Below are 26,339 nucleotides of genomic sequence, written 5' to 3'. Positions count from 1 at the left end.
TTAAATGAATATATGTGTTTCTGAATGTTTTAATTTCGAACTATAAGCACGATGCTTGAAGTATTCTGTCACTAGGACTAGCATGATGCCCAAGGTGTACATCAATAAATCCATCCAAGCAAAAGAAGTGCCTATTAAAATGGTTGCCCATTTTATTTTGTCTAAGCCCAACAAGTTAACAATATGAAAATACTGTAAGATTTCTACTGCATAAGAGCATAATAAAACGGCAACCGCTATTGATGTGTTGCGTGCTTTAATGAAACTCTTTACAAGGCAATATAAAAGGATAACCACTAACAAATCGCCAATAAATGGCCTGATAATATCATCTTGGGCGTAAATGGCTATTAAAAACTCGATTATAAATAGTGCAATAGCCAGTAAAAAGTAGTTGATGTTAAATTTTAACATGATTTAGTCGGTTTTAATAATAGCCCAATTAATCGTTTAACATACAATAGAGGAATGATGGCAAGCAAACCAAAAGAGCAATCTACCAGTTGCCAGTAAAAAGGTATTTCCCTTATGGATTCTGCAATTAATGCTAAGGGGATAATGCCGATACAAGAGATTATCCCAAAATCGATAACCCAAACGTTTTTTACTGGATTTTTTAAAGGGCCATAAAATAAAATGGCTAATAAAATATGCGCAAAGGCAAACCAATCGGTTCCGTATGCTAGCCAAGGGTAAGCTACATTTGTACTTCTAACAGATTGATAGACAGTTTTTATCCAAGCGTTCAAAAAGCCTAAATCCAATTTGCTTAGCTCTTTAAGTTCAGTTTGTATTGGGAATGCGGTAATGCCACTTATTATCAAACCAATAATGATAATCAATACGCAGAATTTGATTTTATTTAAAACTTTAACTTTATTTTTCTCTAGCATTTTGGGCCGAATTTGAATTGATACTTAATTGTTGAAAGGTGATTTAAATTTTATAAAGAGAGCCCCCAATGTGATTAACCTAAGCAGAAACTCTAACAATGGTGTCATCCTGAGCTTGTCGAAGGGTCGGGACAAGTAGTCGAAGGGCGATTTTATTGGGTTTTCAGGTAGCTTAGGGTCTTCGAGAGGCTCAGATTGACAGGCTGTTTATTTCAACTTATGGTATTGAGGGCGAGCCTCTCTATACTCTTTTATTGCTCCTGACTAATTATTCTTTTATTCCAATCTATTTTAGACGATAAGAACATCATTGCCGCAATAATTATAAAAAGACCAATACTTCCGCACAGAAGTGCCAAATCTTGAAGCTGAATAATGACGAAAATAAAGCCATAAAATATGCTGAGTATGACTGCGAATATCAGCGCAGCTTTCTTGTTTTTTAACACCGATGCAATAAACACACTTATCAGCGCAATGGTGGCAACAGAAGCAATTAAATAAGCAATATTAAATCCAACCTGCTCGCTAAAAGACAATAGCAAAGCGTAGTAAATAATCATGGCCGCACCAATGAGTACATATTGTAAGAGGTGCACTTTTTTCTTGTTCAACAGCTCCGTAAAAAATAGAGAGATGAACGTTAAAAGGACAATTAGTATCCCATATTTAGCGGTACGCATTGTTTTTTGGTATTGGTCAATCGAGAGCATAAATTTAACACCAAAAGACGCATCTGCACTTTTCGAAATTAAGCTGGTATTAGCCTCTTCCCACTGTTGCGGAAACGGACGGTTGAAATAGGGTATTTTCCAATTGGCGGTAAAGTTGCTGTTTGTTATATCTGGGTTTTCAGGCAAATATCTACCCGTAAAACTAGGGTTATTCCAATTGCCAGAAACATGAACTTTGGTACTCTTTCCTAATGGCAAGAAATTAAGTTCCTTGCTTCCCCTTAATTCTAAATCAAAACCAAAGTTTAACGAAGTAGATTTACTTGCGCTTAGATCGGGCAACGCAATTAGGTTGTTCGAAAATAATTTCACCGACGTAAAGTCTGGTTCTACTTGATAGTTTATGCCGCCTAATTTTAAGTTAGGATTATTTTTCATTCCTTTTAGATCGCTTAATCCAATAACAATTTTTGCTTTGTCCCATTGGATCATGTTAGGGTTTATGCCAGATTTTTCTAATTCCAACTCGCTAAATTTTCCACTTACGCTTACTTTTGTATCATAAACTACGGCGTCAAAAATACCTCTATGTCTTATTTGGGGCACAACCTTGCTTTCCATATTTAGCTGCTCTGGTAATATATACACGTTGGTTATTACCTCTTTTGTCGTTATTTTACCCTTGGGGTCTTTATCGTTAATGAATTTTTTATAAGGAAGAACCATTACCGGCCCTTCAACTAATTGCTGGTCGCCCCATTTGTCAGAAATTTCTGAAGTCACTTCTTCCTGCCTCGTTTGTCTTTCATGAATTAAATTTTGAATTAACGAAGACGGTATCAATAAAATTAGCGTAAGCAGCCCAATAAGGAGTAATTTAACCAATACCGATTCGCCAAACCATTTGGCAAATCCATTAACAGGTTGTTGTTGTTGTTCTTGTGTATCCATTTTTTTGTTATTTAAAAGTACTTTGTATTTCAAAGTAAATGATTAAAAAAAATTATTTTTGTTGTTTGATTAAATTTTCAAGAGCTTCTAAATGTTTTTTAAAAGCTTGTCTACCCAAATTAGAAGCACTATATTGTGTATTTGGCTTTCGCCCGATGAAACTCTTATTTACCATGATGTATTGTTCTTTCTCTAATGCTTTTAAATGCGAGGCAAGATTGCCGTCGGTTACATCTAACAGTTCTTTTAACGCATTAAAATCGTAATGATCATTTGCAACCAACACGCTCATAATGTGTAACCGTAACCGGTTTTCAAAAGCCTTATCAAAATGCTCAAATATCTTCACTGCTTATATTTAAAGTGCATGATGGTTCCATAAACAATATGCAATAAGCCAAATCCTATCGTCCAAAAAACAATGCCATACCCTGGAAAAGCTGCTGCCGATAATCCCAAACCAATTTCGCAGAAGCCTAGCCATTTCACATCAGTAAAGGTATATTGGCTCCCCGCAATTAGAGATAAACCATAAAAAATTAAGCTGGAGGAAGCTACCATTCCAAAAGCACCTTGGTAAATTAATATCAAGATAAATAAACCTCCGGTAAATAATGGTATAGCGAGGTTAGCAAGCAACCTTTTACTAACAGGATTCCAAAAACGTTCGCCTTTTTTATTTGCTTGCCTAATGGTAAGCCATATTCCGGTAGCGATGGATAAAATTAAAACAGCTGCTGCAATGCCAAATAGTGAAAAAAGGATAGCAGAATCATTAACATAATAATCACGATATTTCAAACCTCCAGTAGCAGGGTAGACCATCTTGTAGGCAAAAAAAGCTCCGACAAGGGCATAAACTCCAGCCATTATACCAGATAATCCCGTCAGGGAAATAAACTTGGTCGAACGTTCCATCAAATTTCTGATAGAGCTAAGCTCTGCATAAACATCTTCTTCTTTCATTTTTAAAAGAACTTTGAATTTCAAAGTAAAATATAAAAAATGAGATTAGCAAATAAATTCGGTAAAATAATTTTAAGGGTTTTTATTTTGTCGATTAAAAAGCTGTTTAGTGATGCTCCATTCCTGGCTTAATTTTTTCCTTAAAATCTGACGAAAACTTATCTAACTTGGGCTGAATGACGAAAGCGCAATAAGGTTTGTTTTTGTTTTGATTGAAATAATTTTGATGATAGTCTTCTGCCTCGTAAAATTGAGAAATTGGAGCTAGTTCTGTGATGATTGGTTTGTCGTAAACTTTCTCTGCCGTTAGTTTAGCTATCATTTGCGTCGTTTGTTGTTTTTGTTCCTCAATCTCGTAAAAAACCACCGACCGATATTGTGTTCCAACATCGTTGCCCTGTCTGTTTAGAGTAGTAGGATCGTGTGTTTTGAAAAAAACCAACAATAATTCTCCAAAACCAACTTTAGCCTCATCGAAGGTAAGTTGGATGATTTCTGCATGGCCGCTATCGCCGTTGCAAACCTCCATATAAGTTGGATGTTTGGTCGTGCCGCCCATATAGCCAGAAACGACAGTTTCTACCCCATTAACGTTTTGAAAAACAGCTTCGGTACACCAAAAGCATCCTCCGCCAAATGTTGCTTTTTGCATGTTGTACTAACGGATTTTTATGTCGGAAGGTTTTCGTCTATTTATTTTTGCTCAAAATTTAGTGTTTAATCGGCGTTATCTTTTTTCTTGTCTCCAACATAGCAAGGGCAATTATCTTGGTGCAACAACAACTTTACTAGGCTTTGTTGCATGCCGAAATTGGAAGATGTTTTGTTAAAAAAAAGTCCCCAAATAGTTTTTTAACTTTTTGGGGACAGTGTTTTTATTAGAACTCTTAACTATTGGTATTGAATGTAAATTGGTTTTGGAGTAAGCTTAAGTAGTTCTTCTGGCGTTAGCATCCTATGAGGAGCCTTTTTAATGTCATTTTTATAAAAGAGCTTAAACCCAGTAAACTGTACTGGCTCATTTTGGATGAAATAACGGTAAGTGCCAAATTTTAGATCTGGCTCTCCCCATCCATCCATGTGCATTACTACCTGTACTTCGGGGTGTAACTTTATGTTTTTATAGTTGGTCACCATTTTTTTTGTAAACCTGTGCATCGTAAGAATTTTTGGAGGCAAATTGTATTTCTTTACAATATTAGCCAGGTATTGAGTAACATAATTAATGTCTGCCGCATCATAAGTTCCTATTTTTTTTCCGGGTAAACTTCCGTCTTTCATAGAAAACTCTGGGTCTATACCCAAATGTACAAATGGCATTTCTAAATATTTCTCTATATGAGGAAGCTCGTTCTTTAATGTACTTAGCGATACTTGTAAATCTAGAAAAACGATGGTTCCGGGATACATTTTAGATATGGTAATGACAGAATCTATTTGTTTGTTTGCCATTCGGTTAATGTATTTTCCATCTCTACCTGGCGTACCGCTTGCAACCGCTGCAATGTAATGCAAAGCAGGTTGTACCGGGGTAGAAGGGTCTGCCTTTTCCCAATGTTTTGTTTCTATGTGCAGGCGGCGCCACATTTCTTTCGGGGCATATTCGCCCAAAGCGCCCATTTTTTTTGAGTGAAGGTTGCCATAATAAGCTATTACACGTTTAAATGGAAGTATGGCGCCAGCTAGTGGATACGGAGTGTTTTTTACGGGCCATTTCCCTGTTGTATCGCCATTGGCTAACTTCAACATCATTGAATCATAAACTTTGTGATCTACAGGGTTCATGGTGCTTACCGAGCTGACCGAATCTTTTTTAGTAGAATCTTTAAGCGTTTTACTGCCTGTTTTGCTCTGCCCGTCAGAGTTGCAACTTGTAAAAAAAGTAACGGTAAGAAAAGTTAACAGGACTACTCCCGTTAATTTAGGAATTTTCATAATAAGTAGGATTGATTTTTAAGCAGTTTTTCCGAATCTGATTTTGCTGGAAAGATACAGGAGTTTGTCGATCGGCAAAAATAAAGTAATCAACATTTAAACATTACAAAACTTTCCGAAAACGCCCAAAGGCAACTTGATGCCAGAAGTTGCTTGCAGATAAAGTTCTCCTGTTGAAAGGTTTTTTACTTGTGGATACGAGGTTTTTATTAAATTTTCTACAATAACCGACGAGAATCCTAAAGAATAGGTGTTTAAGATTAGAAAGTGTTCTTCCTCATCTAGCAGTTGCACCACCTCTTTCATCATTTCTTGAATATGGTTTTCTAATTTCCACTTTTCGCCATTTGGCCCATGGCCGTAAGCTGGCGGATCTAAAATAATACCGTTGTATTTTTTGCCGCGTTTTATTTCCTTTTTTACAAATTTAAGGGCATCTTCTAGCATCCAACGAATGTCTTTCAGCCCAGATAATTCTTGATTTTCGTTTGCCCAAGTAATTACTTGTTTTATAGAGTCTACGTGGGTGGTTTCTGCACCCGCGGCTCGCGCAACCAAAGATGCGCCACCTGTGTAGGCAAACAGGTTTAATACCTTGGGATTTGGGTTTTTAAATTTTTTGAGCGAAGATGAAATGAAATCCCAATTTACAGCTTGTTCTGGAAAGATGCCAACGTGCTTAAAAGAGGTTAAGCCGAGCCTAAACTTTATAGATACGTCTGCATTATCATAGCTAACATGCCATCTATCAGAGATAGAGTCATTTTTTTTTAACCATTCGCCAGAAGTTGCAGACCTGCCTTTAAAAATTACATTTGCCTTTTTTTTCCATTCTTGTTCTGAAAGTGCTTTTTTCCAAACCGCTTGCGGCTCAGGTCTAATAAGTATGTGGTCTCCAAAACGTTCTAGCTTTTCGAAATCTCCACAATCTATCAGTTCATAATCTTTCCAATGGCTTGGCGCAACTAGTTCTATCATGTATTTATGTAAATTTTATCAAGAGAAAATTAAATTTGTAAAATTATTTCTCGAGATGGGTATGGCTTTACCCCTGTATTGTTTAAAGTTTTCCTTTTGCAGCTTTCATAAATCGACTAGCGAATACAAAATCGTTCAACTCTTTAATATCGGTATTTGCAATCTCTTTATTACTTCCTTCCCAAAATTTTACGCCATTGTGCAAAAATAAAATATAGTCTCCAATACCCATTACCGAATTCATATCGTGGGTAACCACAATGGTTGTGGTATTGTACTCTTCTGTTATCTCTTTAATCAACTCATCAATAACAATAGAGGTTTTGGGGTCTAAGCCCGAGTTGGGCTCATCGCAAAATAAATATTTTGGATTCATGGCAATTGCTCTTGCAATTCCAACACGTTTCATCATACCGCCAGAAAGTTCTGCCGGAAAAAGCTTGTTGGTATCTGCAAGGTTTACCCTTTTTAAGCAAAAGTTAACCCGGTCTAGTTTTTCCTCACGAGATTGGTCAGTAAACATATTTAAGGGGAACATAATATTGTCCTCAACCGTCATACTATCAAACAGGGCAGAACCTTGAAACAACATTCCTATCTCTTTCCTAATCTCAATCTTCTCTCCATAATCCATAATGGTAAACTCTCTGCCATCATACACCACCGAACCTTTATCTGGTTTTTGCAAGCCAACCATACACTTTAATAGAGTAGATTTCCCAGACCCAGAAGCACCAATTATTAAGTTTGTAACCCCAGCATCAAAAGTAGCTGAGATGTCCTTCAACACATCATTGTCTCCAAAAGACTTATCAATATCTGTTACTTCAATCATTATAATAAAAGTTGAGTTACTAAATAATCACAAACCAAAATAGAGATACAGCTAATTACTACAGCTCTAGTACTTGCTTGCGAAACTTCTAAAGCCCCGCCTTTAACATAAAAACCTTCGTAAGCAGGTACCGATGTAATGATAAAACCAAAAACAAACGCTTTTGTTAAAGCTACTACAATAGTATAAGGATTAAAACCAGTAGTTATGCCGAGTATGTAATCTGATGGCGTAACAGCTCCCGATAAAGTTCCTCCAAGATAGCCGCCAAGAATACTTAAAAACATCGACATGATAACAAGCACGGGGACCATGGTAATGCCAGAAATTATTTTTGGTAAAATAAGATATCCCGGTGCATTTATCCCCATAATTTCTAAGGCATCTATTTGTTCGGTAACACGCATAGATCCAATTTCAGATGAGATGGCAGAGCCAATTTTCCCCGCAAGCACAATGGCACTAATTGTAGGGCTGAGTTCTAAAATACTAGAGTCTCTATTTACGGATCCAATAATAGTTTTTGGAATGAAATCACTTACTAGCTGAAAAGCAATCTGCAAGGTCATTACCGCTCCAATAAAAGTAGAGATGATTGCAATAAGGCCTAAAGAACCAACGCCAACATAATCCATCTGTTTCGCTATTTCTTTAAGATATATTTTTAGTTTTTCTGGCTTTCTAAATACTGATTTTAGAAGTAGAAGGTACTTGCCGAAATTGGTAAAATTCATTTCGTATATATATGGGTTTAATTTATAACTTCTAATTGGTAATACAAAGAAACAACAAATAAAATTAGTGACTTATGTTTTGTCAAAATAATTGGTGTTTCGGAAATAAATATTGTTTTTTGTTAACAAATATTAAACCATAAAAAATGATTGCTTTAATTACTGGGTCTACCAAAGGGATAGGAAGGGCTATTGCCGAAAAGTTAGCTCAACATAATTATGACCTTGTGCTTATTGCGCGAAATGCTGCCGATCTAGAAAAGACGGCACAAGAGCTAAGTGTATATGGCAACAAAGTCTTCCACTTTCAGCTAGATGGTTCTAAACCTGATCAGATTGAAAGGTTTTTTAATTTAGCTGCGCCAGAGTTCGGAACAATTAATGTACTGGTAAATAACATGGGTGTTTTTTTACCCGGTAGTATTTTGGAAGAACCTAATGAGAATTTTCTACATCAACAAGAGATAAATGTAAATGCTGCGTATTACTTTTCTAAATTTTTTGGAAAGCAAATGGCAGCGGTGAAGAACGGCCACATATTTAACATCTGCTCTGTAGCCAGCAAGAACATAGCAATGGATGCGGGGAGCTATAGTGTAACAAAAGCAGCGATGCTAAGTCTTAACAATATATTGCGAGCAGAATTAGCACCGAGCCGAGTTAAGGTGACAGCTTTTTTGCCAGGCCCTACATTAACCGCTTCTTGGAAAGACACAGAATTGCCGAAAGAAAAATTTGTGTTGCCAGGGGACATTGCAGAGTTAGTTTACGTGATTTTAAATTTAAGCGCAGGTGCAAATGTAGACGAGGTGCTAATAACGCCGCTAGATTTTACTTAGTTGATTAGATGTGAGATAGGCTAGTTAGACTAATATATTTTACTAAATGAAATAAAAGACATGATTGAGAAAAGGCTTTTTAGAAACGAACACGACAAAATGATTGCAGGAGTTGCGTCTGGCCTAGCAGATTATATGCAGGTAGAAATTACCATAGTGCGTTTGTTGTTTGTGCTTTCTGCCATTTTTATGGCAGGCTTGGGGCTTGTAGCCTATATTGTAATGTGGATTATTGTACCTGTGAATAGTGATCCCGCTGTTAAGTTTTCTAAATTTAACGACTACTTTAAAAACAATCCTGGTGCTGCGGGTTTTGGAAATCCAAATCCTTTCGAAGCTGGCCCGCAAGCAACTCCAAACTGGACGCAACCAGTAAATGACCCGCAAGAAAAGAAGCCTTTTGAAACTCAGACGGATTTCTCGAATTTCCCGAAGCCAAATAATACCGCACGTACTGTTTTAGGTTTGGTTTTAGTGGTTTTTGGATGCTTTTTTATGCTAAGGCAATTTGATTTAATCCCCGATTTTTTCCGGTTGAGGAACCTAGCACCAATCGTGCTTATAGCCATCGGGGTAAGCATTATTGCAAAATCTCGTAGAAAGAGCGATTGGGCAGCATGGCAAAATCAACAAACTGCTCCTTTTTCAAATCAAGAGGCGCCAGCCAACCCTCAAGCTGAGGGTCAAACTAATGCTACAGAAGAAGAAATGCCGACTGTAGCCGACACAACTGACGATTCTTTGAAATCTACCACAAACACTGAAAACCCTTTAAAATAAACGCCATGAGACTTAATAGATTAATTTGGGGAATTTTACTTTTGTTTATTGGCGGCGTTTTATTGCTCCAAAACTTCAACGTAATTAACTTTTATTGGGGAAATATTTGGCGCTTCTGGCCTATGCTGCTCATTATATTCGGAGTAAACATACTATTTAACAAAAGTAATTCTAACACTGGGCAAATTATTTCTTTGGTGTTGTTGGTTGCTACACTTAGCTTTCTGTTTTTTAGGGGGCAACAGCCGTCTGATTATTCGGATAACTTTACCAAACATTTAAACCTTAAAAATAATGATGACGCTTTAAGCTTTAATTGGGATGATGAAGGCAATTCCGATGATACTCTAAGCTCAGCAAATCAATTGAGTTTTTCTGAGCCAATGGTTCCTGCAGATTCTACAAAAGAAACAGTTCTAAACATTTCTGGCGGAGGAATCTCGTTTAACCTAGACGGAGAAACAACAGCTTTGTTCGATGCGAAAGTAAAGAACAAGAGGAGTAATTTTTCACTCAATAAAATGATTACGGATTCGCTTACCGTGCTAAATTTTAAAATGTTGGATAAAAACAACAAATTTAACTTTGGCGAGGGTGGTAACAACGTTGATTTTAGATTGAATAAGTCTTCTATATGGACTGTTGATATGAAGCTTGGTGCAGGCGAATCTGACTTCGATTTTGAGCATTTTAAAGTCAGGACTTTTACCTTTAATGGTGGTGCATCTGCCTTAAAACTTAAATTTGGGGCGTTGTTGCCCATTGCAGACGTGGTGGTAAAATCGGGCGTAGCCGATATTAAAATAGAAGTACCACAAACTGTTGGCTGTAGAATTACTGCAAAAACGGGCCTTTCTTCCAAAGATTTTAATGGTTTTGATAAAATAGGCGACGGGGTTTACCAAACTTCCAATTATAATTCCTCAACCAAAAAAATATTTATAAAGCTAGATGGTGGTTTAAGCAGCTTTGAGGTTGATAGATATTGAGGTTGAGGCCTAGGTTGAGATTTAGGTTGAGTCAAGGTCTAGGAAAGAGAGGTGCGAAAAGTCGTTATTCTAGCCAAATAGGGCAGGCCTTTAGTTGATAAAGAATTAGATTTAAATTAGATTCTGTTAAGCTTTGCAGCGGCCCAATTAATAATGGTAGGTTTCAACCCACCAAGAAATTAGGGGTAATTTTGTGTTGAATCCTACAGAAATCAATAGTTTAAATTAGCGTAGACGAAAACTAAGACGTCGATTATTTTTTTTAATTTTCGTACCTTCAATGTGTTAATTTATAAAGATAAAGTTGTTGATGCAATTGCAATGAATCCTGAAACAGATAAGTACTTAATTGTTATTAAAGGCAAACCAACAGGGCCTTTCTTGTTTTCTCAGCTCAAAGATTTAGTAATTAATCCAGAGACCTTTGTGCGGAAACCTGGAATGGATGATTTTAAGCAGGCGCATGATTTCCCCGAACTTAGAACGCTATTTGGCTTCGTCCAACAGAAAACAGCACCGCAGTACTATGCAAGTTTCGATTTGAGGTTGCTTGCTTCTGTGATAGATCATTTCGTTATTTTTATTTTCTACGCAGTCTTAATTTTAATCAGCTTTATCTTTATAGAAGGGAAAGACCAACGCATTATGGTATTTACGGCACCGCTTGCGCTTATTTTTATCGTCAAGCTAGTTTACGGTAGTTTTGTTGAAGCTGGAAAAACTCAAGCTACCTTAGGGAAAAGATTGGTTGGTATTAAAGTAACAGATTTGGCGGGCACCAAACTTTTCCTCGGCAACTCTTTGCTGCGTAATTTTAGTAAAATCATTTCTGTTTTACCCTTTATGTTTGGCTATTTCTATAGTTTTCTAAATAAAAAAAACCAGTGCTTTCATGATCTTATTGCCAATACCTTAGTGGTAAAAGATAGACTGATTTAAGGTTGAAGCCGAATTTAAGGTTGGGGTTGAAAGATTTCGGTTAAAAGGGATTTGTCACAAAAACTGACTTGTGTACAAGTTTAATCTTTGCTTTTCTCGCGATATTTCTTGTATAGTTTTACGAATGTCATAATCACCATAGAAAATATAATTAGCCCAGCAAGGCCATAAAGCCAATCTACCGCGCTTTTTAGCACTACGGTAAACACTATGGCAACTAATAAAATTGTGGCAACCTCATTCCAAAGTCTAAGCTGGAAAGAGCTTAGCGTAAAAATTCCCCGTTTTAGCTGTCGCATAATGCGTTGGCAAATAAAGTGATAAGCAATTAACAACACCACAAAACCAAGCTTTACATGTAGCCAAGGCATCTTTAATAGCGCTGGATTGACAAATATCATGGTTACACCCGCAGCTATTGTTAAAATCATTGCAGGCGTGGCAATGATGTTCCAAAGCCGTGCTTCTATTTTCTCAAACTCAGTTTGAAGAATAACCCGTTCCACTTCAGGTCTATCATTAGCTTCTGTATGATAGATAAATAGCCGAACGCTGTAAAACAAGCCCGCCATCCAACTTACCACAAAAATAATGTGAACAGACTGGATGTAGTAATAATATGGGGATAGGTAATCCGTCATTATTTAAATTTTTTCAAGACGTAAGTATCAACCCAACTTGGAATTTCCAGAGATTCTAGATTTAACGTTCCATCTTTAACACAACCCAAAAAATTATGCTTAATTTGAGAATTATCCCAAAGATAGGTCTCGTCGGCGGCTTTTAACATATTCATTAATAAGTCCATTGTAAGAAAATACCGTTTTTCAATTTTTTCGCTATCAACGGAATGGCCACCTTTTTTCACCCTATCACTTACTCTTTCTAAGTTCATTATTGGGGTTTCTGTGCCGATAAAGTATAGATAAACTTTATAATTATTTTGGTGAGCGAACTCAATGAGTTCTAGCTTTGATGGGTGAGAAAATACAGTTTCAAAGGAAAAGGATTTCTTATCTCCAATTAACTTATAGCGAATAAAATCGGCAATTATGGCAAAATGATAAGAATTATAAGTTACATCAGTCTTTACATCTCTAACAATTACATTGTCTTTAACAACCAAATTCCAGCTATTATAATTAAAACATGCTTTTAAATATAACCCACTTGCTTTATAAAAATTTTCGAATTCTAAATTTGTGCAGGATATGTCAAAATCAGAAAGATTTAAATAGTTATTTCTCTTGAAATCGACCTCTAAATTATCGGCGTTTACAAATAGCTGGGTAGAAAAATAAATAGGTTTTATGGAATTGTAGAGCGTAGTTTTACCCGAACCATTGGGCCCGGCAAAAATTCGTAATTTAGGCTTAACGGCCATCCTTAAAATAATTTGATCTTTTTGGCCGCAACTTTTCTCTTGGTAAAATTCCCTTCTGAAATTTTAACTGAACCACCATCATTAAAAGTTCTGTAAACGCCATCAGCTTTGACAACAGTACGTCCTAAATTCAATGCATCCACTACACGAATAACGTCATTCATTTTTTTATTGACGGCTTTAATTACCTTTTTTATCGGTAAATTATCTTCGTCTTTTAACGATATAACTGTCATATTAATTTTATTAAATTAAGCTAATATAATCAAATCGAGGTAAGTTATTCGCATTAATACTTAAATTTCCTTACCACCTCAAAAGCATATTTCACATTGTCAAAAGGAATATCGGGCATAATGCCATGACCTAGATTAAAAATAAATCCATTGGTGCCGCGCATGCGCTCAAATAATTTATGAATATGTGCCTTAATCACCGGCTTATCTGCATACAAAATATGAGGGTCTAAATTTCCTTGTACGGCTATCTGTGTTGGAAGCGCATTTTTTATGTTTAATAAATCTGCATTCCAATCTACAGAAATCACATCTGGCTTTGCTTCTGCCATAATTGGCGCAAATACAGAACTTCCTTTACAAAACGAAATAACAGGAATATCTTTTCTATTTAATTTTGAAATTATTTCTTGAATGTATCTGTGCGAAAATTCCTTGTAGTCATCCCAAGATAAACTTTGCGCCCAACTATCAAAAATTTGCACGGCATTTACGCCGGCAGCAATTTGCAGGTTAAGGTAATTGGCAGTCACCGTGGCGATTTTAGAGAGCAATGCATGCGCTAATTTTGGCTGGTTATGCAGCATCAACTTAGTTAGCTTAAAATCTTTAGAAGATCCGCCTTCAACCAAATAGCTCATTACCGTAAAGGGAGCGCCTGCGAAGCCAATAAGGGGAATCTTTTTATCTAAGCGTTTCTGAATCTCTATAATTGCATCTGCCACATATTGAAGTTCATCCAAACAATCTACATTTAGTTTCGCTATATCTGCTTCGGTACGCACTGGGTTTGCAAATCTGGGGCCTATACCTTGAGTAAAGCTTAAATCGCCGCCCATTGCTTCGCCAGTTACCAAAATATCGCAAAACAATATTGCAGCATCTACATTTAACAAATTAACGGGCAACATGGTCACATCAGCAGCAATTTCTGGCGTTTTGCACATTTCTAAAAAAGAATATTTATTCTTTATTTCCCAATATTCTGGCATAAATCTACCTGCTTGTCTCATCATCCAAACTGGTGGGCGCTCCGTCTGTTTTGAAAATGCCGCGTCTAAAAATAAATTGTTAATCATGAGGATAAAATGGTTTTAGCAGCCAGCGCCAGCTATGCACTAGCTTCTATTTTCTTAATTTCTTTTTCTATTTTATTGATAATTTCTTTCGATCGATTGCTTTTGGATAATTCTTTGGCTTTTTCTGCATAAGCGGCCGCCCTAACGGTGTCTTTTTTTCGTAGCGCCAAATTAGCCAGATGGATGAGGACATAAGATTTTTCGTTTCTTCCGCCTACTGTAAACCGACTAGCGATCTGAAAATGATACTCTGCCTGGTTATAATCTTCGTCTCTCAAGGCCATGTTTCCTTGCATAAACTCATAATATCCACGTCTGCTTTTCGCAAGGCGCTCTGGGTTTTTTGTCTCTGCTAAAAATTTTCTTGCTTTAGAAAAATCGTTGTTTTTAAAATACTTAGACGCCATTAATATAGAGCCATGTTTAAAATGACTCCAAAGCACAAAGCAAAACAGCAATATAGACAATAACCCAAGCTGCAATTGATCGTAGAAAAAACATACCACAGCAGATAGGCCAAAAACGGCCATTAAAGCAAATCTGCCCTTACTGTTAAACATTAATTTACATCAGTGAATTTATACCCAACACCCCTAATAGAATGGAAGTAAACTGGGTTTTTTTGATCTGGCTCGAAATATTTACGGAAAGTTAAAATAAAATTATCAATCGTTCTGGTAGATGGATAAACATCATAGTTCCAAACGGTTTCTAAAATCTGCTCGCGAGATACGGCCTCGTTTTTTCGTTCGATGAGCAATTTAAGCAACATGGTTTCCTTCTTAGTTAAAGGAGTAATGGTGCCATCATCATTCTTTAATTCAAAAGAATTAAAATAGATGGTTTTATCGCCAATTTTATAAGAGTTAAGTTCTTTTAAATCATCTGGTTTTAAGCTTCGCTTTACCAAAATACCAACGCGCAAAATCAATTCCTCTAAATTAAATGGCTTAACCAAATAATCATCTGCACCCTTTTTAAGACCTAACACGCGATCCTCGGAAGTGTTTTTGGCAGTTAAAAACATAATTGGCACTTCGTTATTTTCTAAACGAATGGTTTCGCAAACCTGAAAGCCATCCATTTCTGGCAGCATAACATCTAATATAATCAGGTTAAAGCGCTCTTCTTTAAAGATTTTTAAAGCGGTTTTGCCGTTTTTTACAGCATGCACTTTATAACCCTCTAGCTCTAGGTTTAGCTTTATGGCATCTAACAAATGGTCTTCGTCTTCTACCAATAATATTCTTAATTTTTGCGACATAATTTTTTGTTTTAACCAAACGTTACTTCAAAGATGGTTCCGCGAGGTAGATTATCTTTTACAGTAATATCTGCATCATGGCTTTGTAAAACCTCTTTAACAATAAACAAGCCCAAACCTGTTCCTTTTGCTTTTCTGACATTTTCGTTACCAACGCGATAGAACTTGTCGAATATAAGCATTTTTTCGGCATCTATTATACCTTGTCCAACATCGGCCACACTAAATACAATATTATCCCCAACCTGTTTTAAAATCACTTTTATTTCCTCGCAAGGGTCAGAATACTTAATGGCATTTTCTATTAAATTTGTTACAACAGATGACAATGCAAATCTGTCACCTTCAATCTGCAAATTTGGCTGTATATCGGCATCTATAATCTGCTCTATCTCGCAGGAGTGAACTTGCAGCCTATCGGTAATTTTGTAGACCATTTCTGAGAAGTTAAATGTCTCTTTCGGAAAACTGTAAGATTTGTTCTCGATTTTTGTAGCCAGTAACATATTTTCAACCAGGTCGTCGAGTCTGTCTATGTCTTTTAAAGAATTGCTTAGCAAAGAGTTTTGTCTTTCTGGATCTAATTTCCGCTTAACAATAGTTTGCAAGGATAATTTAATGGAAGCCAAAGGCGATTTTAGCTCGTGGGTAACGGATAACAGAAAATTTTGTTGTTGCTCTTTCAATTTCGCCTCACCTTTAAGTGCTTCGTGGAGGATAAAGGCCCCAATTCCAATCAGAAATAGAAACACTGCACCTTCGCCCATAATCATGGTCATCCGGCTCGGCTCTAAACGTACCACAAGCGACCCCCAAGAAACCAGTTGAATCAATGCGTAAAGCAGCAGGCAGTAAAATATGATGATGGATTTTTTCATTTACAGGTATGATTAAAGCAGCATGATGATTTTAAGGGTATGAATATATTAAGGTCAAAAAAAATTAAGATTTAAAAGCCACATCTAAGCTTTCGAAAATTGCACGCTTTGCTTTCTCTAGCTCAACTTTGGTATGGGCTGCAGATACAAAACCTACCTCGTACCCAGATGGGCCTAAATAAATGCCTCTATTTAACAGTTGGTTGTGGAAAACCTTAAACTTATCCATGCTAGTTGTTTCTATGTCGTCTGCCGATTTAACCGCATCTTTGTCAGTAAAAGAAAACCAAAAGATAGAGCCAACAGAAAACACCTTGAATTTATAGTTCCTTGCGGTTGCAAATCGTTGTACACTTGATGCAAAATCTTCGGTCTTCTTATTTAAATCTTTATAAAATCCACTTTTTAATAATTCTGTAAGGGTGGCTATTCCAGCCGCCATAGCCACGGGATTACCAGATAAAGTACCAGCTTGATAAACAGCGCCATCTGGAGAAATGTGGCCCATAATTTCGGCAGATGCGCCGTACATGCCCACCGGTAAGCCACCGCCTATAATTTTACCATAAGTTAAAATATCTGGTTTTACGTCATAATATTCTGCAGCACCTTCAAAACCTAACCTAAAGCCAGTAATTACCTCATCAAAAATTAATAGTGCATTGTTCTCGGTACAAATCTCCCTTAAAAAATGAATATAATCTTTATCTTGAATAATTAAGCCGTTATTGGCAGGGATTCCCTCTATAATTACGGCGGCAATTTGACCTTTAAATTGTTCAAAAGCTTGAGTAACGGCATTCTTATCATTAAGCGCAACCACAATGGTTTCCTCGGCAAAAGATTTAGGTACACCTGCCGAAGAGGTTTCTCCAAAAGTAACAAGGCCAGAGCCAGCTTTTACCAATAGAGAATCGCTGTGGCCATGGTAACAACCTTCGAATTTTAGAATTTTGTCGCGCCCGGTAAACCCTCTGGCCAAGCGAACAGCACTCATTACCGCTTCGGTACCTGAACTTGTAAACCTTATTTTTTCTACAAAGCGATTGTTCTTGATGATTAGTGCAGCCAACTGATTTTCTAACACAGTTGGAGCACCGAAACTCATGCCTTTTTGCATAGTCTCCGTTACCTTTTCTCTAATCTTGGCGTTATTATGGCCTAAAATTAATGGTCCCCAACTGTTGCAAAAATCTATAAACTGGTTTCCATCCGCATCCCAAATGAAACAGCCATCTCCTTTTTCTATAAAAAGCGGAGTTCCGTACACCGATTTAAAAGCCCTAACCGGCGAGTTAACTCCGCCCGGAAAATAGGTCTTCGATTTTTCGTACAGGGCAGCCGATTTTTCCCTTGAGATATCAGGTTTGCTGCCCGTATTTACGGGGAAATCTGCTTCGTTTCCACTAAATATTTTTTTTAAAGAGTCTAACATCGTTAAGTTATAAGTAATAGGTTCTAAGTTCTAAGTTTATTTCGCTGCAACCTAAAACAGAAAAGCTAGCGAACTTTAAAGGTGTTTGTTTTTGTTACTTAATACTTATAACATAAAACGTATAACTTTTTAAAGCCAATTATTATTTAAAATATCTTTTATATGATAGGTAGTGATAATGCTTGCTCCTGCTCTTGCAAAGGCATACATAGTCTCCATTACTACTTTTTCTTCGTCCAACCAACCCATTTGTGCTGCGGCCTTTACTTTTGCGTACTCGCCCGAAACATTATAAACTGCAATGGGCATATTGGTGCTTTGCTTTAAGCGATAAATAATGTCTAAATATGCCAAACCAGGTTTAACCATCAGCACATCAGCACCTTCGCGCTCATCTTGAAGTGCCTCTCGTACTGCCTCTGTAGGGTTTCTAAAATCCATTTGATATGCTTTTCTATCTCCCTTACTTGGGGCGCAATCTGCGGCTTCTCTAAACGGGCCGTAGTAGGAGGAGGAGAATTTTGTGGCGTGACTCATAATAGCGGCATTCACAAAACCATTTTCATCGAGTGTTTTGCGTATCGCTGCTACACGTCCATCCATCATATCTGAAGGAGCCAACATATCTGCACCAGCTTTAGCATGCGCTAAAGCCATTTTAGCAATTACCTCGACACTTTTATCGTTTTGTACATAATCGTTTTCTAAAATACCACAATGCCCGTGCGTGGTATAACTACATACACAAACATCGGTAATTAAATATAAATCGTCTCCAAAGCTCTGTTTAAGTGCTCTAATAGCTGTTGGAACTATAGATTTTTCATCAAAAGCAGATTTTGCATCCAGGCTTTTTTCATCGCCCACACCGAAAAGCATTATTTTGTTTAAGCCCTTTTTTAAACCTTCTTCTACTTCCTTTTGTAAAACATCTAAAGAAAAGTGGCTAACACCAGGCATGGAACTGATGGGTGTAGAAACGTTTTTACCGGGAACTACAAAGTGCGGATAGACAAACATATCTTTAGAAAGTTTGGTTTCTGCAACCATTTCCCTAACTAAAGGGTTTTTTCTTAATCGACGTAAACGGTGTACCATTGTAAATTTTATTAATCTTACTATGAGACTGTCTCACAATTATCAATTCGTCATTCTGACCTTGTCGAAGAACCTTTTAAACTATCATTAGGGCATTTCGACAAGCTCAATGTGACATATTTTGTGAATAATTCATTTTTTGAAACAGACTCTTTTGGATACAAGACATATTTCACTAACCACCCTTTTAATTTAAACTTTAGCTAATTTCTACAGCAAAAACAGCTTCTGCCAAACCAACCTCATCTGGCGAATAGGGTAAAGTGTAAGCAATATTCATTTCGTCGAGCTTTTTAGCCGTAGAGTTACCTATAGAAATAACCTGTTGATTTGGCTCTAGTAAATTATCTGCAAAATATGCCTCTACATTACTCGGGCTTGTAAAAATAAGCACTTCTGCAAAGCTTTGTTCAACATCATCTTCTACAACCGTTTCATAAATGGGTAAATCTACCACTTTGGTTTCGCTAGTCAATACCTTTTGTATAGACTGTAAGCTATCTTGTGCGCGTGGAAACATAACAGTTTTTCCTACAGCTAATTTTGCGAACTCAGCCCCAATTTTGTCTATGTCGCCTCCTATTCCAACAAAATCTGCGGTAAACCCTTCTTGCCTAAGCGCATCTTCGGAACCAGCGCCCACCACGCCAAATTGTGTTTTCTTCGGCAATAAAGGTTTCAACCCAAAGAAATAAGTAACCGCATTGCGGCTGCTAAAAAATATCCAGTTTACATTTCTTAAAATGTAATGATCTAAAACGGTAACAATAGGAAATGTTCTGATGAGAGACCTGCCTTCAATTTCTATATTGCTTTGCGCAAGTGCACGTCTAAAATAACTGTGTTCGCCAATTTCTCTGGAAATAAATACTTTCTTTGGATTTTTAGTGGTTTCTAAAAATTTTTTAACAATTTTTTCGGCCAATCCCGTGGTATCATCTGCACGGAAGAAAAGGCGCTTTGGAAAGTCTTCGGCGGTTTCTGCTTTCGATGTCCATACTTCGTATTTGCCATTGTTTTTTTTACAATAACAACCCAAAGGCATGTGGCAGCCACCTTCAAAAAGATTTAAGACCTTACGTTCTACGCTTACCTCGGCTATTGTTTCTGCATGATTTAGTGGTTGTAGTGCGTCAAATAAATCGGTATCGCTTTCTCTAATCTGAATTCCGAGTGCGCCTTGTGCAGGTGCAGGAATAAATTCTGAGGTTTCTAATTCTTCTACGTGCAAATCGCTCAGGTCTAAACCCAATCGCTTAACGCCAGCTTTCGCTAACATAATGGCGTCGTAATTTTCGTCTCTCAATTTCTGTATCCTTGTCGGGACATTGCCGCGTAGATCAGAAATTTCTAAATCGGGCCTTAAGCCTAAAAGCTGTGCGGCTCTACGATTGGAGGAAGTGCCTACCATTGCGCCCTTTTTTAACGACATTTTTTTTGAAATGTCTACGCAATCTTTTAAAATGAGCAAATATTCTTTAGCTTCTTCTCGCTGCGGGATAGCGGCAATTACAAGCCCGTTGGGGTTTTGGGTTGGCAGATCTTTTAAACTGTGCACCGCTAAATCTATGGTGCCTTGCAAAAGTTCCTCTTCCAGTTCTTTTGTAAAAAAACCTTTACCTTCCAATTTATCCAGTCGAAGATTTAAAATCTTATCGCCCTGCGTTTTAATTATCTTTAATTCTGCTTCGTGCCCAATTGCCAAAAGCTGATCTTTTACATAATTTGCCTGCCATAAAGCAAGGTCGCTTCCCCGTGTTCCTATTATTATTTTTTTCAATGCCAACTAGAATGAATTGCGAATTTACGTTAAAATGCGCTTTTTTGGTAATGTGTTTCAAAATGAGACAGTGGCGTTACAGAAAACGAAGGTTTTTTTGGAAATATGCAGTTACATGAGACGAACGTTATCTTCAGTTCGCTACCGTGACATAATTGTAGAGTTTTTCTCTAGAAACCTTCAATTGTTTTTAAATCGACGTATGCTAGTGTGCATTATGCGTATTGTTTCTGTCGCTCTTCAAGTCTAGCTTTTTGTAAATCGAAAGCGGCTTGCATACCTTACCAGTACTCGGCGCTAGTTCCTAAAGAATTACCAATTTTTAGTGCGAGCTGTGCGGAAATATTTTTTTTGCCTGCAAAAAGCAAACTTAAGTTATTAGGCAAAATCTCTAAAGCTTGGGCTAAATCTTTTTTTAAGATTCCCCTTTCTTCAATTTCTTCTAATAGTGATAATTATTCAACCAAGAAGCGTATTTTAAGTGGAATCTCTTCTGATTCGAACTATAAAAATTGAATTATTTGATAGTCACATACCCATACGAGAAGCCAATATTTGGGTGTAAACCAAGACAGGCGAATAATTGAATTTTACCCATAAATTGCAGCTAATCTTTAGTGCTATTCCGCCATTTTAAACACTAGTAAAATAATTAGGACATTATGGTAAACGACCATTTTTTGAGAATACAGCTTTTGTCTCTAAGTTTTGTGCCTTTTAAACGAATGCCTCTAATAGTCTATTATATGTCTATCATAATTTACTAAAATCGGTTTAGTAAAAAGCTTATTGAATAATTGAATCTTAATTATAAATTTGGTTAACTTAAACGAAAAATATACGCTATAGTATGGCGCATATTTAGTAGTTGGTGGCAAGCTTATCTATATCACGTTTAGAACGACACTGTTATTTATTTCTTTGTAGGTTTTGTAATTTTCGCACTTTCTTTTAATAATTTATTAGGGCTTTCAATTATTTCATGCTCTAATTCTGAACTAGACTTTAATGAAGTTAGCTGTGAAATCGCTTCCCTGCGTAAATGTATTAATCTGTCTTTAATATCAGTTACGCCATTTTTAATTAATACAGCGTTCATACTTTCTAAATTTGACAGAATTATTAGTTGATGCGTGTTTGCAACATCTCTTATGTTTAAACCCTTCAAAGCAAGTTCTGGATTATTTTGCCTCCATTCTTTGGAAGTGTAACCGAACATTGCATCATATAGTAAATCTGCTTCTTCTGCATATACAATTGCTTCTTTTTCTTTCGGGTAATTCCGTATTGGAATTAAAATAGATTTAACAGCATCTGTCTGAATTTTGTAATTTACCTTACTTATATATCTTCTAAAATCCCATTTTAAGTTCTTAGTTTCTAGTTCTTTATATTTTTTAAACTCTGTAATTAATAATAATTTAAACAGCGGACTAATGTAAGTTGCAAACTCTAATGCTATATCAACATGCGCAAATGTACCTCCGTATCTTCCAGTTTTAGCGGTAATACCTATTGCATTTGTAGTAGCTACCCATTTCTTGGCTGACAGAAAATAACCACCAGAACCAACATCTTCTCTAATTCCCCTGAATTCAGGGGAATTAAAATCTAAATTATAAATACTTTCCCAAGCACCTAAATAATCAACTGTACTTTTACTATTTAACCATCTTTCTATTAATTTTGACCCATCATCATGTGACGACACCATTTCAGTAAGTGAAATATAATCTTCCCCTTTTTGATTAATAAGTGTTATGTCTAAATCTTGGACCCTAATTTTGCTCATAATATTACCATTTAAAAATCGACAATATCCAATTAAAATTTCATTGTTTTACACTCCTAAATTACGATAATTGCTCAATACATCATACTTGACAGCAGTTTAATAAACGAATGGTAAAAAGCCTGCATATAACAGCTAAGGGTTCTTTGGGCTCGCAGAGCCGACAATCAGGCCTCGGTTGAACAGCCTGTTCCGTCGGTGCGGGAGAACTGGTTACATTCCCGCCCTTTATGGGTTTTTCGTGAAATAATTTGAAGGATTTTAAGAGGAACTGATTCCTCTTTTTTTGTGGAGGTAAAATAGACTTGGTGTATATCGTTTTTTCCTCCGCGTCTGGGCATAGATTCCCCTATCCATTCCGCTAGCTGGCGATACGAGGAACAGTATTTTTATAAAAAAATCAAAAACTCATTCCATTAATCAAATCGGATTTTCTATTTTTGTTAACGAGCTTTTCATGATAAAAATTACATGAAAATAGGGTAAGCTAGAGCTGTTTATTACGCATTCCATTTTAGCGATGGTATTTCAGCCGAATATTGTGTGTTTTTAGTGATATCTCTATACAAAACTGTTAATTTACTTTATCCCACCAAAAGCTGCGAAGTAAGAATTTTTGTGGAGAATTTCGGTGGTCGTAAACCCAACTGTAGTTAAAAGCGCTAATTGATAATTTAAAGACCTCGGAGTATCTTCATATTCAATATAATCAAATACCTTTTGGCTGTATTCCTTACCTCCAAGTGTTTCTAGATATGCGCCATATTTTTGGTGGAAAATGGAATTGATTAAATCAGAATCATGAGTAATTAAGTCCGAAATCCATATACTACCACCAGGTTTCAAGCTTTTATAAACTTTGTTAAACACAAGCTCCCAGTCTGCATCAGTACGTAAATGATGAAAAGTGGCAGCCGCAAAAATAATGTCGTAATGATTATCTGGCAAATCTAATGCACGCATGTCATCTTGTATAAGAGTTATTTTGCCGCTGGTGTTGGCCGATACCCTTTGTTCTGCGCGCGTTAACATTGCTAAGCTCAAATCATTAAGCGTACAGTTTAGATCTGGTATTTTACCAAGCATTTTTAAGCTATAGTTGCCCGCCCCACATCCAATATCTAATAGGTTTTTTGCATTTGGGTTGATGTATTTAGCCGCTTCGGTACATAGTTCCATAGTTAAGGATGCATCTATAGTTGTTTGCTGCCCAGTTTCTAGATTAGAGAACCGTTCAACATCGCTATCAAATCTAGATTGGATTTCATCATTTGTTGCTTTATGCAAGTGCCGTCTGTTCATAATTGTAAATTTTTATAAAATTAATTGTTTTTATCATATTTGTAAAATATCAATTTTATCAATCATCAATACCTATAAAGTATCGAAACAATGGAGCTCAGGCATTTATTATATTTTAAAACAGTAGCGAACGAACTTAATTTTACCAAGGCAGCAACGAAACTCCATATCTCTCAGCCTCCGTTGAGCAGGCAAATAAAAGAACTAGAAGAAGAGTTAAAGGTTCAGTTATTTATCAGAAATAATAAGCGAGTGGCTTTAACAGATGCCGGGAGCTATTTTAAAAGGGAAGTGGATGCAATTTTTGATAAATTAGAAGAGACCAAAACTATTATTCGCGAAATTGATGCGGGTTTTAGCGGAGAACTAAAGATTGGCTATATCAGTTCGGTTTATCAATCTTATCTTGCCGAAGTATTAAAGGCAATGCATAAGGAATTTCCATATTTAAAGACTAGTCTTTTTGAAGTACCAACAATTCTTCAAATTAAAGATTTAGAACAGGGAAAATTAGATATTGGCATCCTGAGAGCTCCGATTATGTCTGACAAATTAACCATCAAGTCTCTTTTTTTTGACCCATTTGTAGTTGTTATTCCAGATACAGGGCGGGTTTTTCAAAATCAAGCAGAGTTGGCGAAAGTTCTAAAAAATTGCCCATTTATTTTTTTTAGTAAGGATTTTGCACCACATTATAATCAAAAGCTTATGGAAATTTGCCAAAGAATGGGCTTCACTCCAGATATTACGCACGAAGCAAACAATATACACTCTATATTACAGTTGGTCGAAGCGAACCTTGGCGTATCTATATTGCCATTAACATTAAAAAAACAGTACGCTACTATGAAATTATCATTTATCGAATTAGACCATATTCCGGTACACACCGAAGTGGTTTTAGCTTACAAACAAACCAATAAAAACCCAGTATTAAAGTGGTTTATAGAGCGGTATGAGCAGGTAATAGTTAATAATTCATAATTGCCAAATATGCTTTGTAAATTAGAAACTACTTTATTATTATGCGCTGATTTCTTGATAACTTAAATTGAAAAAGCCTACAGCCTTAAATTGGATCAAAGTAGCTTTCAAAAGCCATTAAAATTCAATTCTTGCTAAATACTCATAGACTCATTCCATTAATCAAGTCCATTTTCGGGTTTTGATGGTGGCTATTTGATAAACAAAATAACATGAAAATTTGGTGGGAAACTGAATTAAAAACTATGGCTGATTAGATAGGATTTCTTTTGCCATAACCATAGGCACGCTGATGTATTTTTTTTCCATGTACGCCATTACCCGTTCCAAAACCGCTCTAGACGTATCGTCCATTTGATTTATTTCTTCGGCAAAGACTGCATGAATGGCCTTTTCTTTTATTTCTTTTATTTTACGTGGAACTTCCTGCATTGCCAGCTCAACGCGTCGTTGTTTCAATACATGAAAGAATTCCTCAATATTTTTGTGTATAATATCTTCGGCGTGTACAAGTTCGCTATAACGCTCTTGGATATTTTTTCTGGCAACTTCCTTTAAAGATTCAACCTCTATATAATGTACAGAATTGTTCGAAACAACATCAGCAGCAACATCATTTGGGACCGCTAAATCTACGATTACTTTTCTAGAAGCATCTCCGTTAAGTAGCTTAGCGTAAAGGTTTTCTGTTATAATTGGTTCGGTTGCACTAGTACAAGTAATAATAACATCGAAACCTTCCTGATAAGTCTCCAAATCTGCCAATTGATAGGCTTGTCCATTTAGTTCCTTGGCCAATACCTGGGCATTTTCTAAAGTCCTGTTAAAAATGGCAAAGTTAGAGTACTTATGTTTTTTAAGGTATTTAGCAATCGTACTGTTCGTTTCGCCAGCACCTATAATTAATATGCGCGAATGACCGCACATATTTAGTTCCTTTAGCTTACGATAGGCTAAAGAAACCACCGAAACCGGATTTTTTGAGATGTTGGTATGCGTGTAAACTTCTTTTGCCGTTTTTACCACGCGTTCCATAATCATACGCATGTAATCGCCGGTAAAACCAGCATCCCGGCAGCTTTCATAAGCCCTACGTACTTGAGCTAAAATCTCCTTTTCGCCAACAATTAAACTTTCTAGCGAACAAGAAGTGCGCAATAGATGGTTAAAAGCCTCTTCGTTTTCGTATACAGATACATTATCTATAAAACGCTCTAAAAACTCCTCGGGCAAACCCATATCTAATACCCGTAAAAACTGGGTAACAAATTCTTTGTTGGTTTGCTGTTTTGTTAAAAAAACAAATTCTACACGGTTACAGGTACCTATGTAAAAAATCTCGCTAACCGGAAGTTTGTCTTGAATGTTCTTGAGCCTACTGTCTAAGCTTTCGTCGCAAATAACCAACTTGCCCAACGATTTTAAATCTATCTGGTGATGGGTAAAAGCGATTACTTTTAGATATTCCAAGTGCTCTACGAATTAATTATTAAGGACTACAAATGTAGTCACGCTTGCCGCCGCATCTGTCATTGAGCTGTAATTTACGCCTATTTAGAACGTTTTTAAATAAAACACCTAAAGGTCTTCTATC

The 26,339-nt window shown here is 36.5% G+C and carries 29 protein-coding genes; 5 read left to right on the top strand and 24 right to left on the bottom strand.

Translation table 11 applies throughout. The annotated features are described in order from the left end of the window. From ABIB40_RS08240 to ABIB40_RS08195, 10 genes are all read right to left on the bottom strand, one after another. Positions 1 to 414, bottom strand: coding sequence for a ribosomal maturation YjgA family protein (locus tag ABIB40_RS08240; protein ID WP_354357888.1), 414 nt, complete (start codon positions 412 to 414; stop codon positions 1 to 3). Beyond that, the gene (locus tag ABIB40_RS08235; RefSeq protein WP_354357886.1) at positions 408 to 893 is read right to left on the bottom strand and encodes a hypothetical protein; all 486 of its coding nucleotides are present in this window, start codon (positions 891 to 893) and stop codon (positions 408 to 410) included. Before ABIB40_RS08235 ends, ABIB40_RS08240 begins: the two co-directional genes overlap by 7 nt. Before the next feature lie 251 nt (positions 894 to 1,144). Next, on the bottom strand, positions 1,145 to 2,518 hold the full coding sequence (gene creD, locus ABIB40_RS08230; protein WP_354357884.1) for a cell envelope integrity protein CreD: 1,374 nt from the start codon (positions 2,516 to 2,518) through the stop codon (positions 1,145 to 1,147). A 52-nt stretch (positions 2,519 to 2,570) separates the two neighbouring features. After that, on the bottom strand, positions 2,571 to 2,867 hold the full coding sequence (locus ABIB40_RS08225; RefSeq protein ID WP_354357882.1) for a winged helix-turn-helix domain-containing protein: 297 nt from the start codon (positions 2,865 to 2,867) through the stop codon (positions 2,571 to 2,573). Next, the gene (locus tag ABIB40_RS08220; protein ID WP_354357880.1) at positions 2,864 to 3,484 is read right to left on the bottom strand and encodes a hypothetical protein; all 621 of its coding nucleotides are present in this window, start codon (positions 3,482 to 3,484) and stop codon (positions 2,864 to 2,866) included. The genes ABIB40_RS08225 and ABIB40_RS08220 overlap by 4 nt, the downstream gene beginning before the upstream one ends. Before the next feature lie 106 nt (positions 3,485 to 3,590). Further along, entirely contained in the window at positions 3,591 to 4,136 is a 546-nt protein-coding gene (gene msrA, locus ABIB40_RS08215; protein ID WP_354357878.1) for a peptide-methionine (S)-S-oxide reductase MsrA, read from the bottom strand. Between the two features lie 239 nt (positions 4,137 to 4,375). Further along, positions 4,376 to 5,419, bottom strand: a complete 1,044-nt coding sequence (locus tag ABIB40_RS08210; RefSeq protein ID WP_354357876.1) for a hypothetical protein — start codon at positions 5,417 to 5,419, stop codon at positions 4,376 to 4,378. A 96-nt stretch (positions 5,420 to 5,515) separates the two neighbouring features. Continuing rightward, complete coding sequence (locus ABIB40_RS08205) at positions 5,516 to 6,397, bottom strand: class I SAM-dependent methyltransferase (protein ID WP_354357874.1); 882 nt, start codon at positions 6,395 to 6,397, stop codon at positions 5,516 to 5,518. Positions 6,398 to 6,479: 82 nt separating this feature from the next. Beyond that, entirely contained in the window at positions 6,480 to 7,232 is a 753-nt protein-coding gene (locus tag ABIB40_RS08200; protein ID WP_354357872.1) for an ABC transporter ATP-binding protein, read from the bottom strand. Then, positions 7,232 to 7,966, bottom strand: a complete 735-nt coding sequence (locus ABIB40_RS08195) for an MlaE family ABC transporter permease (RefSeq protein WP_354357870.1) — start codon at positions 7,964 to 7,966, stop codon at positions 7,232 to 7,234. The genes ABIB40_RS08200 and ABIB40_RS08195 overlap by 1 nt, the downstream gene beginning before the upstream one ends. A gap of 146 nt (positions 7,967 to 8,112) precedes the next feature. On the opposite strand from ABIB40_RS08195, the gene ABIB40_RS08190 reads away from it, so the two are divergent. The 4 genes from ABIB40_RS08190 (at position 8,113) to ABIB40_RS08175 (ending at position 11,513) form a co-directional block, all read left to right on the top strand. Further along, on the top strand, positions 8,113 to 8,805 hold the full coding sequence (locus ABIB40_RS08190) for an SDR family NAD(P)-dependent oxidoreductase (protein WP_354357868.1): 693 nt from the start codon (positions 8,113 to 8,115) through the stop codon (positions 8,803 to 8,805). 60 nt (positions 8,806 to 8,865) lie between these two features. Beyond that, positions 8,866 to 9,585, top strand: a complete 720-nt coding sequence (locus ABIB40_RS08185) for a PspC domain-containing protein (protein WP_354357866.1) — start codon at positions 8,866 to 8,868, stop codon at positions 9,583 to 9,585. Between the two features lie 5 nt (positions 9,586 to 9,590). After that, a complete protein-coding gene (locus ABIB40_RS08180; RefSeq protein ID WP_354357864.1) occupies positions 9,591 to 10,574 on the top strand; it encodes a toast rack family protein in 984 nt (327 codons plus the stop codon). 282 nt (positions 10,575 to 10,856) lie between these two features. After that, positions 10,857 to 11,513: an RDD family protein gene (locus ABIB40_RS08175; protein ID WP_354357862.1), complete on the top strand. Its 657-nt coding sequence runs from the start codon at positions 10,857 to 10,859 to the stop codon at positions 11,511 to 11,513. 80 nt (positions 11,514 to 11,593) lie between these two features. Here ABIB40_RS08175 and hemJ read toward each other — a convergent pair whose 3' ends face one another. The 13 genes from hemJ to ABIB40_RS08110 all read right to left on the bottom strand — a co-directional run bounded on the left by hemJ (position 11,594) and on the right by ABIB40_RS08110 (position 23,761). Continuing rightward, a complete protein-coding gene (hemJ, locus tag ABIB40_RS08170) occupies positions 11,594 to 12,154 on the bottom strand; it encodes a protoporphyrinogen oxidase HemJ (protein WP_354357860.1) in 561 nt (186 codons plus the stop codon). Next, positions 12,154 to 12,897, bottom strand: a complete 744-nt coding sequence (locus ABIB40_RS08165; RefSeq protein ID WP_354357858.1) for an ATPase — start codon at positions 12,895 to 12,897, stop codon at positions 12,154 to 12,156. The genes hemJ and ABIB40_RS08165 overlap by 1 nt, the downstream gene beginning before the upstream one ends. Positions 12,898 to 12,899: 2 nt before the next feature. Then, entirely contained in the window at positions 12,900 to 13,133 is a 234-nt protein-coding gene (locus tag ABIB40_RS08160; protein ID WP_354357856.1) for a hypothetical protein, read from the bottom strand. Positions 13,134 to 13,186: 53 nt separating this feature from the next. Continuing rightward, positions 13,187 to 14,212: a uroporphyrinogen decarboxylase gene (gene hemE, locus ABIB40_RS08155; RefSeq protein ID WP_354357854.1), complete on the bottom strand. Its 1,026-nt coding sequence runs from the start codon at positions 14,210 to 14,212 to the stop codon at positions 13,187 to 13,189. Positions 14,213 to 14,244: 32 nt separating this feature from the next. Beyond that, entirely contained in the window at positions 14,245 to 14,772 is a 528-nt protein-coding gene (locus tag ABIB40_RS08150; RefSeq protein WP_354357852.1) for a hypothetical protein, read from the bottom strand. Beyond that, positions 14,772 to 15,476, bottom strand: a complete 705-nt coding sequence (locus ABIB40_RS08145) for a response regulator transcription factor (RefSeq protein WP_354357850.1) — start codon at positions 15,474 to 15,476, stop codon at positions 14,772 to 14,774. The genes ABIB40_RS08150 and ABIB40_RS08145 overlap by 1 nt, the downstream gene beginning before the upstream one ends. Positions 15,477 to 15,487: 11 nt before the next feature. Further along, positions 15,488 to 16,354, bottom strand: coding sequence for a sensor histidine kinase (locus ABIB40_RS08140; RefSeq protein WP_354357848.1), 867 nt, complete (start codon positions 16,352 to 16,354; stop codon positions 15,488 to 15,490). A gap of 64 nt (positions 16,355 to 16,418) precedes the next feature. Beyond that, positions 16,419 to 17,789, bottom strand: coding sequence for a glutamate-1-semialdehyde 2,1-aminomutase (hemL, locus tag ABIB40_RS08135; protein WP_354357846.1), 1,371 nt, complete (start codon positions 17,787 to 17,789; stop codon positions 16,419 to 16,421). A gap of 129 nt (positions 17,790 to 17,918) precedes the next feature. Beyond that, positions 17,919 to 18,887: a porphobilinogen synthase gene (gene hemB / locus ABIB40_RS08130; RefSeq protein ID WP_354357844.1), complete on the bottom strand. Its 969-nt coding sequence runs from the start codon at positions 18,885 to 18,887 to the stop codon at positions 17,919 to 17,921. A 199-nt stretch (positions 18,888 to 19,086) separates the two neighbouring features. Then, positions 19,087 to 20,667, bottom strand: a complete 1,581-nt coding sequence (gene hemC, locus ABIB40_RS08125) for a hydroxymethylbilane synthase (RefSeq protein ID WP_354357842.1) — start codon at positions 20,665 to 20,667, stop codon at positions 19,087 to 19,089. A gap of 281 nt (positions 20,668 to 20,948) precedes the next feature. Next, complete coding sequence (locus ABIB40_RS08120) at positions 20,949 to 21,104, bottom strand: helix-turn-helix transcriptional regulator (RefSeq protein ID WP_354358018.1); 156 nt, start codon at positions 21,102 to 21,104, stop codon at positions 20,949 to 20,951. A gap of 476 nt (positions 21,105 to 21,580) precedes the next feature. Next, on the bottom strand, positions 21,581 to 22,459 hold the full coding sequence (locus ABIB40_RS08115) for a KilA-N domain-containing protein (RefSeq protein WP_354357840.1): 879 nt from the start codon (positions 22,457 to 22,459) through the stop codon (positions 21,581 to 21,583). A 579-nt stretch (positions 22,460 to 23,038) separates the two neighbouring features. Next, complete coding sequence (locus ABIB40_RS08110) at positions 23,039 to 23,761, bottom strand: class I SAM-dependent methyltransferase (RefSeq protein ID WP_354357838.1); 723 nt, start codon at positions 23,759 to 23,761, stop codon at positions 23,039 to 23,041. A 90-nt stretch (positions 23,762 to 23,851) separates the two neighbouring features. On the opposite strand from ABIB40_RS08110, the gene ABIB40_RS08105 reads away from it, so the two are divergent. Beyond that, positions 23,852 to 24,745: a LysR family transcriptional regulator gene (locus tag ABIB40_RS08105; RefSeq protein WP_354357836.1), complete on the top strand. Its 894-nt coding sequence runs from the start codon at positions 23,852 to 23,854 to the stop codon at positions 24,743 to 24,745. 243 nt (positions 24,746 to 24,988) lie between these two features. On the opposite strand, the gene hemA is transcribed toward ABIB40_RS08105, so the two are convergent. Next, complete coding sequence (hemA, locus tag ABIB40_RS08100) at positions 24,989 to 26,215, bottom strand: glutamyl-tRNA reductase (protein WP_354357834.1); 1,227 nt, start codon at positions 26,213 to 26,215, stop codon at positions 24,989 to 24,991. Positions 26,216 to 26,339: the final 124 nt, after the last annotated feature.

The organism is Pedobacter sp. UYP30 (assembly GCF_040547165.1).
In the GTDB taxonomy this organism is placed as follows: Bacteria; Bacteroidota; Bacteroidia; order Sphingobacteriales; family Sphingobacteriaceae; genus Pedobacter.
Note: the sequence above shows the minus strand (reverse complement) of the source record. Positions and strands in the feature narration are given on the sequence as shown.

Excerpts from the sequence above, each read along its gene's own strand:
- hemE (WP_354357854.1), bottom strand. The coding sequence starts at position 14,212 with ATGATTAACAATTTATTTTTAGACGCGGCATTTTCAAAACAGACGGAG.
- ABIB40_RS08105 (WP_354357836.1), top strand. The coding sequence starts at position 23,852 with ATGGAGCTCAGGCATTTATTATATTTTAAAACAGTAGCGAACGAACTT.
- msrA (WP_354357878.1), bottom strand. The coding sequence starts at position 4,136 with ATGCAAAAAGCAACATTTGGCGGAGGATGCTTTTGGTGTACCGAAGCT.
- hemB (WP_354357844.1), bottom strand. The coding sequence starts at position 18,887 with ATGGTACACCGTTTACGTCGATTAAGAAAAAACCCTTTAGTTAGGGAA.
- hemJ (WP_354357860.1), bottom strand. The coding sequence starts at position 12,154 with ATGACGGATTACCTATCCCCATATTATTACTACATCCAGTCTGTTCAC.
- ABIB40_RS08235 (WP_354357886.1), bottom strand. The coding sequence starts at position 893 with ATGCTAGAGAAAAATAAAGTTAAAGTTTTAAATAAAATCAAATTCTGC.
- ABIB40_RS08150 (WP_354357852.1), bottom strand. The coding sequence starts at position 14,772 with ATGTTTAACAGTAAGGGCAGATTTGCTTTAATGGCCGTTTTTGGCCTA.
- ABIB40_RS08195 (WP_354357870.1), bottom strand. The coding sequence starts at position 7,966 with ATGAATTTTACCAATTTCGGCAAGTACCTTCTACTTCTAAAATCAGTA.
- ABIB40_RS08200 (WP_354357872.1), bottom strand. The coding sequence starts at position 7,232 with ATGATTGAAGTAACAGATATTGATAAGTCTTTTGGAGACAATGATGTG.
- ABIB40_RS08240 (WP_354357888.1), bottom strand. The coding sequence starts at position 414 with ATGTTAAAATTTAACATCAACTACTTTTTACTGGCTATTGCACTATTT.
- ABIB40_RS08140 (WP_354357848.1), bottom strand. The coding sequence starts at position 16,354 with ATGAAAAAATCCATCATCATATTTTACTGCCTGCTGCTTTACGCATTG.
- creD (WP_354357884.1), bottom strand. The coding sequence starts at position 2,518 with ATGGATACACAAGAACAACAACAACAACCTGTTAATGGATTTGCCAAA.
- ABIB40_RS08165 (WP_354357858.1), bottom strand. The coding sequence starts at position 12,897 with ATGGCCGTTAAGCCTAAATTACGAATTTTTGCCGGGCCCAATGGTTCG.
- ABIB40_RS08115 (WP_354357840.1), bottom strand. The coding sequence starts at position 22,459 with ATGAGCAAAATTAGGGTCCAAGATTTAGACATAACACTTATTAATCAA.
- ABIB40_RS08210 (WP_354357876.1), bottom strand. The coding sequence starts at position 5,419 with ATGAAAATTCCTAAATTAACGGGAGTAGTCCTGTTAACTTTTCTTACC.
- hemL (WP_354357846.1), bottom strand. The coding sequence starts at position 17,789 with ATGTTAGACTCTTTAAAAAAAATATTTAGTGGAAACGAAGCAGATTTC.
- ABIB40_RS08145 (WP_354357850.1), bottom strand. The coding sequence starts at position 15,476 with ATGTCGCAAAAATTAAGAATATTATTGGTAGAAGACGAAGACCATTTG.
- ABIB40_RS08160 (WP_354357856.1), bottom strand. The coding sequence starts at position 13,133 with ATGACAGTTATATCGTTAAAAGACGAAGATAATTTACCGATAAAAAAG.
- ABIB40_RS08180 (WP_354357864.1), top strand. The coding sequence starts at position 9,591 with ATGAGACTTAATAGATTAATTTGGGGAATTTTACTTTTGTTTATTGGC.
- ABIB40_RS08220 (WP_354357880.1), bottom strand. The coding sequence starts at position 3,484 with ATGAAAGAAGAAGATGTTTATGCAGAGCTTAGCTCTATCAGAAATTTG.
- ABIB40_RS08190 (WP_354357868.1), top strand. The coding sequence starts at position 8,113 with ATGATTGCTTTAATTACTGGGTCTACCAAAGGGATAGGAAGGGCTATT.
- ABIB40_RS08185 (WP_354357866.1), top strand. The coding sequence starts at position 8,866 with ATGATTGAGAAAAGGCTTTTTAGAAACGAACACGACAAAATGATTGCA.
- ABIB40_RS08110 (WP_354357838.1), bottom strand. The coding sequence starts at position 23,761 with ATGAACAGACGGCACTTGCATAAAGCAACAAATGATGAAATCCAATCT.
- ABIB40_RS08205 (WP_354357874.1), bottom strand. The coding sequence starts at position 6,397 with ATGATAGAACTAGTTGCGCCAAGCCATTGGAAAGATTATGAACTGATA.